The following is a 6490-nucleotide window of genomic DNA, read 5'->3' on the forward strand; positions in this document are numbered from 1 at the left end:
AAATGCTCGCCATAGCCAAGCTATGGCTGCGCTTTGCGCCTAGATCAGGCGCCTTTTGACGTGCTGCTCGGACACGTTCGAAATACTCTCAGCCTCTCAGTGCACGGGCAAGGCGAGGACGAAGCAGCTTCCGCCGCCATCGCGCGCTTCGCAGCGCACGCTGCCGCCATGGCGTTGCGCGATCTGACTGACAAGGCTCAGCCCAAGGCCCACCCCACCCGATCTTTCTGCATGACCGGGCAGGCGATAAAAGGGCTCGAAGATTCGATCGCGCAGTTCGCCCGGCACACCCGGACCGCGGTCGCACACACGAAGCTCGATCGTGCTGTCGAGGCGACGCGCGAGCACACTCACCTCGTCTCCGCCGTAGCGCCTGGCGTTCTCAAGCAAGTTGCGCAAGGCGCGTCGAATGAGCCTTTCATCGCCGACAAAGCTCAGCGGTTCGCTGTCGGGCGATGCCTCGACACTCGCGTCCACACGCGCCGCTTCTTCTGCGGCCACACCTAGAACGTCGATGCGGTCGCGTTGTTCGAGATCGCGCAAAGCATCGAGCCGGCTCGCGAGCAGGACTTCTTCGACCAGCGCGTCGAGTTCGGCGACGTTGGTGTCGATCTCCTCCTTCAATCGGTCACGCTGGCCTGGGCTCGCGTCGTTGATCATCGAGACGGCCATCTTCATGCGCGCGAGCGGTGAACGAAGTTCGTGGCTCGCGTTGGCCAGCAACGACTGATGCGAGCGAACCAGCGCCTCGATGCGTCCGGCAGCGTCGTTGAAGCTGGCCGCCACCGCCGCGACCTCGTCACGTCCGACCACTTCGACACGGTGGCTGAGGTTGCCCGCGCCGAAGATCTCCATGCCTTGCTTGAGCGCCTTCAGCCGGCGGGTCAGCGCGCGCACCGCCGGATACGCACCAATGGCGACTGCAATGAAAAGCACCAGCAGAACAGCGACAAGCCCCGCACCGTGCTGCAACTGAGGCGGCAACCAGGGAATGTTGAGAAATCCAGAATCGCCGGGGCCCAGCGCGCCGCCCGTCCGGGCACCGCCGGGCGGATGTCCGTTCGAATCAAGCCGGGACATGCCGCCGGGTCGCAGCCCGGGGCGCATCAGCCAAAGCGTGCGGCCGTCTTCGAGCTTGATGGGAAATCCGCGCCCCGCGCCATCGGCCTGTCGACGCAGAAAGGACTCAGACGCGCCGACGCGCTCGCCGCCTGGGCTGTCGAGCGCGAGCGGCAACCGCAATCGCTGCGACCAGTCGTTGAGCGCCGCAGCCTGGTCACTGGGTGGCGCGTCGGCGCTCGGCAGCGAACGCTGGATGAGTTCGCCCCATGCCGCCATCCGGTCGGACAACACCGAGTTGGCCCGCGTGCGCTCTTGTTCGATGTGGCGCTGGAAGACCCAGCCCGATGCGAATGCGAACAGCGCCAGCACCGCCACGACGGTGAGGTAGATGCGAAGGGTGAGCGTTCTCAAGCCCGGCTACCGCGCGTCGTCGGCGTCCTGCTTCTTCGCGAAGACGTAGCCGGCTCCGCGCACGGTGAGCACGCGCCGCGGCATTTTGGCGTCGTCTTCGATCACAGCGCGAATGCGCGAGATGTGCACGTCGATGGAGCGGTCGAAGGCTTCGAGCGGATGGCCCTTGAGCGCATCCATGATCTGGTCCCGCGACAGCACGCGGCCTGGGCTTTGCGCCAGCACCACCAGCAGGTCGAACTGGTGGCTCGTGAGATCGCATGGCTGGCCGTCAAGACGCGCCACGCGCTCGCCCAGGTCGATTTCGAGTCGGCCAAAGCGCAACACCTCTTCTTCGCTGGGCATGGGCGAAGCGCGACGCAGCAGCGCCTTCACCCTGGCGAGGAGTTCGCGCGGCTCGAAGGGCTTGGGCAGGTAGTCGTCGGCTCCCATTTCGAGTCCGACGATTCGGTCCATTGGCTCACCTCGGGCAGTGAGCATCAAGAGCGGCAAGGAGCGCGTGCGCGGGTTGGCGCGCAGTTCGCGGCAAAGATCGAGGCCGTCCCCATCGGGCAGCATCAGGTCCAGCACGAGTGCGTCAAAGGTACCGGCCGCCAGCCGCTCGCGGCCCCCGGCGAGCGAGCCGACCGAATCGATCTCGTAGCCGCCGCTTCGAAGATAGTCGCCCACCATGGCGGACAGCCGGGCATCGTCGTCGATCAGCAAAAGGCGCGTGGTCATGTTCACGATTGGACCTCAAAACGAGCGCCCCGCAGAAGCGGGGCGTGCCATTCAAGCAAATCGATCACTGCTTCGGTTGCGCGCGCTGCATGCGCTCTTGCATGCGTTGCTGGCGCTGTTTCATGTGATCTGCGATCTTGGCGCGCTGCTCGGGCGTCAGCACGCGGCTGATGTCAAGCATGGCCTGCAGCACGCGCCGGCTGGTGGCGTCGTGCTGGGCGAGCATCTGCTGGCGCACCGATTCGGCCGCTGCGGCGTCGACGGTCGCAGCCGTGAAGATCTGCAGGCTCTTCTCGTGCAGCCCGCGACCGGTGTCGCGCTGGGCCTTGAGATCGGTTGCCGCCTGCTGAACGATCTGCTTGATCTGCGTGCGTTGTGCGTCCGTGGCGTTGAGGCCGTCGAGCATGTGGTCAACTGCACGGCCGGCATGCTCGGGGGACCCCATGAAGAGGCCGGGGCCACCGAATCCTCCGCCATGATGGTGACCGCCAGGGACGGGCTGGGCCCACGCCGACACCGCGACCGTCGCCGTGATCGCGACGACCACGCCCGCCGCCAGCCGCCTGAGACCGCGGGCACCCGCCTTCGTCGATTTCACCGTTGCCATCTCAGTCATGTCGTACTCCGTGTTGAATGGGTGTATCCCATGGCAGTAAGGATGGAGGGACGGGGTGAAGACGCGGTTGCGCAAGGGTAAAGATCGGTGAATCGACCAAGTCGAAAACGCAAAGAGCCCGAAGGACGCGGGCACTTTGCACTCGGCGGCAGGGCCGAAAGTCAGGCTCTGCGAGGACGCGGCACGAAGCCCAGCACGCCTAAGCCGCGCCAGCATCAGTGCTCAAGATTCGGGAGTGGCTCATTCCGGAGGCGCGACACGAAAAAAAGGCCGCTCGAAGGCGGCTTTTTCTGTCTGGCGGTGAAGGAGTCCGCCCCAGGCGCTCTTTCCTGACACGTCGTGATCGTACAGAACCGGGCTGTATCCCGCATGAATCCTAGTCAATCTGCAAAATCCATCGGATTAAGGGATTAAGGCTCGACACGTCGTAGCATCAAAATGCATCTTTATTTGGGGGGCCCGATGGGGGGTATATCGCGACGGAGTTTTGATTCCCGATCTTTCATGGTTCGATTCCCGTTTTTCCTAAGCGCGGTTGCTGTCTGCCCCCCATCTCACCCCCCAAAAAATCCAGAGTTCGAATCCTGGTTTTGGTCTTTTTGAGATGGAGCTGACGGCATGCCACGGCAAGCGAAGGAACTCTGTACAAAGCATTTGGGGCTTGATCGATGCGAGTCCGGACTTCTTGCACCAGCGATGCGATGCTGGCCAATCGGGTGAGCACCCGACCGAATTTTCTCCGTTAGACGCCAAACTGTTTGACGCGCAAGGCGTTGAGGTCGCTGCTAGCCTTAATGCGTTCGAGCGCTTCCCGCGCATTTTTGCGGACCCCTGCATCTTCCAGGTCGCCGCCCCAAGAAATGCAGCGCTTGACTAAGTTCGAGTGCACATCGTAGTCGTGCGGCCCCAAGAAAAGCGCCTGAAAATCGTCCACGCTGGCTCGCCGCAGAGCTGCGACGTGCTCCGCGTTCCAGCTGCCCCCTTTCACCATGAAATGAATTGCCTCAGACAGGGATGGCGTCTTGGCTAGCATCGCGTACGCCTTCTCGAACTGCTCACGCAAGGAGGGATCGTCTATCGATCCACCAAACGGATGCTCTGCCAAATCGAATGTCCTTGGCTTATCTTTGTGTGCGTCGATGTAGTGCGCGATGAGATCATCGGCCAAATCGTCTCTGGAGAGCTGCCGGAGGATCGACACTGTGCTGTTTAGGTCGCCACTACCAATGTGTTCGGCGGAGTCTTTGGCCGTGGCGTGCATCTGCTCGATGAAACTGTCACGGTCGTCGGTAAATGTCCCGTGGAATCGACGCCAAACCTGCCTGAATGCTTCGGATTTGTCTAAGCCATGCAGTGATGCGTCGCGCTTTCTCGCCTCTTCCACGAATCCGGTTTCCTCGAGAAAGCCTCGATCCACGACCCGTGCGATGGCCAGATGGAAGTCCTCGACGTGTCCAAATCCATAGCGACACAGCAGCGCGGCTTGTTCAGCCTCCGGCTCTGGGAGGACTTCACCTTTTTTCAGCCTCGGCACGAGCAGCCTCCTGTTCCAATGGGCAATGTCAGCCACATCGGGCTTGGATGCATCGGTACCGTATGCGCACCAGCAGAATAAGACGGTCGACGCAACCGCTTCACGACGTACTTCAGCGTGCATCCCGCAAGTCGCGTCGAGGACCAAGGTGACAGCGTCGAAAATCTTGCGCAGGATGCGGATATTTGTGATTTGCAGTTCGCGGATGTACTCGATGATCTGGGCGCGCTCTGGCAAGTCAGTTGGAATTGCATGGAGAACCGCCTCATCGACAGTAGGTGCGTAAAGGATCTCGAGATCGATCACCTTTTCCTTATAGCTCCTATAACTCTCACGATCTCCAAGCTTGTCGAAATTGAAAACCAGCGCCACCTTGCACGCTTTTTCCTCCTTCAGCTCCGAGACTAAACCTAGCACTTCGTCAGGCTTTAGGGGGCTGCGCTCGAAGTCGTCTAGGCAGATCAACATGTTGCGGACAAAGTGCGGGGCTATCGTCTCGACGCTTGCGGTTAGATTCTTGGCGAACGGCAGAACGTTCACGACAGAGCCGAACCGTTCATAGAGCCACTTCATGCTGGACGCTGAAAATATTCGTTTCCATTTTTTTGCTACGCTCTCATCTTTAGGGTCAATGCCAAGTGATTTGACTGGTTGACTCTTCAAAAAGATGGAAGTCCGCAGCTCGGCTAAGTTGCGGATGCCGAACAGTGAAACATAGCAGTAGTTGGGTCGCTTGATAGCGACCTTATTTGCGACCAGCGCCTCACGCCAAACGTGCGTTTTGCCGACGCCCCAGGCGCCGTGTAGGGCCAGCACGTCATTGCGGTCACTGCTAAGAAAATCCCTCAGCACCTTCTTCGTCGTGGCGATACTCAAGAAGCCTCCTTGTTTGTAGCGCCCTGCCCAGCAGCCCAATGTCAGCTGCGTCCTTACCCGAGCCATGGTCGGGTGGCTCGTTCAATGTTTGGGTTGGACATCGGGCCGCGGATTGACAGAGTCGGCGGGCACTTTACCTGTAGCGCACGATGATGAAGGAAAGTCCCTCCCCCACCATTCTCCAGAAGAACGGCGCGACCGGGAGGGTTGAGTTCGTTCGAGGCAAGAGTGTGAGACGGTCGACCCGGCGTCCGCTGATCGAAAAACATCACCCGGACCAATATTGGGCTGTGCTTCGGACTATCCTGATTTCGGGATGGCTTCATATGCGCGGTCGAGTGGGTCCGCGCCGGCCAGCACGGGATCGGCCAGCTCGGGCGCCCAGTGCAGCACTGTGCGTGCTTGGCTGAGATACACGCCGGTCAGTTCTTTGGAAACCAAAGAACCAGAGCCCAACAGTTTCAGCTTTGCTGCCTCCGGGTAGATCATCGCGATCGCCATCGCGCGCTCCCCCTTGGTCATGTGCCGACCCCAAGGGTACGCAGATTGTGCGTACCCTTTTCGTCATCATCGATGATGCGGATGTGGGCCGAGCAGACCGTCAGCGGCATGCAGGGCTACGCTTCCCGGGGAAGGGCAGAGGGTGCGGAAATTTCCGCATCGGCACCAACCGACAGACACCCAGAGGGGCCTTTCTACCGGAATCCCGGTAGTTGCTTCCGAGGGCGCGCTTCTGGCGGCAGGCGAGTGGGATTGCGGAACAAGCAAACCCATCGGCGAACTGCACGTTCCGGGAATTCTCGGAACGGTCTGTCAGCGTCGCCGACGAGTGGGATATGTCGGTAGCGCCTCGTCCAGTCGGCCCATGCGCCTCCGGCTATGGGGGTAAGTTTTGTGCCCCCGCATCGCTTCGGCGAGTCGCTCGATGGCCCCGTCGTTGACCGTCTGGACGGGGTGCCTCCAAATCTGGAGAGGCCCCCTACCGGAATCCCCTGGTAACCGAGCAGGGAGCGATCTAGGGACTTGGCACCTTCCCCCCAGCGGCACCGATCGCGCCGGACGTTTCGCTTGAGCAAGCGCGTCAAGGCCGCCGCCGAGTTGGTAATGGGGACTCGTTCGGTTTCCCTTGAGGCTTCGTGCGCATCGGCACCATCGCCTTCAACTGCTCAGGGGTGTTATGTCCGTTGATATCCGAGGCGATCTGAGGGGGTGACGTCCCGGTGTTCTTGAGGGCGATGTTGAGATCGGCACCTTGCTCAGCTTGGGACCGC

Annotated in this window: 6 protein-coding genes; all 6 read right to left on the minus strand. The window is 61.2% G+C overall.

Features of this window, described 5'->3' with window-relative positions; all coding sequences use genetic code 11:
- Window positions 1-96: 96 nt before the first annotated feature.
- Window positions 97-1473, minus strand: a complete 1377-nt coding sequence (locus AC30NL_RS02975) for an ATP-binding protein (RefSeq protein WP_489462526.1) — start codon at window positions 1471-1473, stop codon at window positions 97-99.
- A 6-nt stretch (window positions 1474-1479) separates the two neighbouring features.
- On the minus strand, window positions 1480-2193 hold the full coding sequence (locus AC30NL_RS02980) for a response regulator (RefSeq protein ID WP_489462527.1): 714 nt from the start codon (window positions 2191-2193) through the stop codon (window positions 1480-1482).
- 64 nt (window positions 2194-2257) lie between these two features.
- The gene (locus AC30NL_RS02985; protein WP_489462528.1) at window positions 2258-2809 is read right to left on the minus strand and encodes a Spy/CpxP family protein refolding chaperone; all 552 of its coding nucleotides are present in this window, start codon (window positions 2807-2809) and stop codon (window positions 2258-2260) included.
- A 742-nt stretch (window positions 2810-3551) separates the two neighbouring features.
- Window positions 3552-5219: a hypothetical protein gene (locus tag AC30NL_RS02990; protein ID WP_489462529.1), complete on the minus strand. Its 1668-nt coding sequence runs from the start codon at window positions 5217-5219 to the stop codon at window positions 3552-3554.
- 300 nt (window positions 5220-5519) lie between these two features.
- Complete coding sequence (locus AC30NL_RS02995; RefSeq protein WP_489462530.1) at window positions 5520-5720, minus strand: hypothetical protein; 201 nt, start codon at window positions 5718-5720, stop codon at window positions 5520-5522.
- A 580-nt stretch (window positions 5721-6300) separates the two neighbouring features.
- Window positions 6301-6490, minus strand: a 190-nt coding sequence (locus AC30NL_RS03000) for a hypothetical protein (protein WP_489462531.1), incomplete at its 5' end; no start/stop codon positions are given.

Origin of the sequence: Rhizobacter sp. (assembly GCA_021153565.1) — a bacterium.
Taxonomy (GTDB): domain Bacteria; phylum Pseudomonadota; class Gammaproteobacteria; order Burkholderiales; family Burkholderiaceae_C; genus Albitalea.